Origin of the sequence: Adlercreutzia sp. DFI.6.23 (assembly GCF_024462535.1) — a bacterium.
Lineage (GTDB): Bacteria > Actinomycetota > Coriobacteriia > Coriobacteriales > Eggerthellaceae > Adlercreutzia > Adlercreutzia rubneri.
Genome location: NZ_JANGBP010000750.1, coordinates 1 through 290, shown reverse-complemented (window position 1 = coordinate 290; position 290 = coordinate 1). Strand labels below are relative to the sequence as shown.

General features: G+C 66.6%; 1 pseudogene. It reads right to left on the bottom strand.

The window, feature by feature from the left end:
• Positions 1-290, bottom strand: a pseudogene (locus NE591_RS15315) (tRNA pseudouridine(55) synthase TruB); the annotation flags it as partial.

Here is a 290-nt window from a genome sequence, read left to right as displayed (position 1 = left end):
ATTGGAAACACGCATCGGGGGGCGAAACGCCCCTTGTCGACTTGATACTCATAGAATGCCACTATGCGGTTATCGGCGACAAGGGCCACGACCTCGCCATCGTGCGGCGCCTCGCAGCTGGGGCGCACTCCCGCCGTGCAGGCGCACAGCTCCGCCGCCGGATCGACGCTGCAGCGCTCGAAGAGCTCCACGGCGCGCCCGTCCAGCGGGTTCCCGTTGCGTACCCGCGCCGCAGCGGCATCGTCGAGGTAGATGAAGCGCATGCCGATCACCTTCAGCGGATCCAGAGC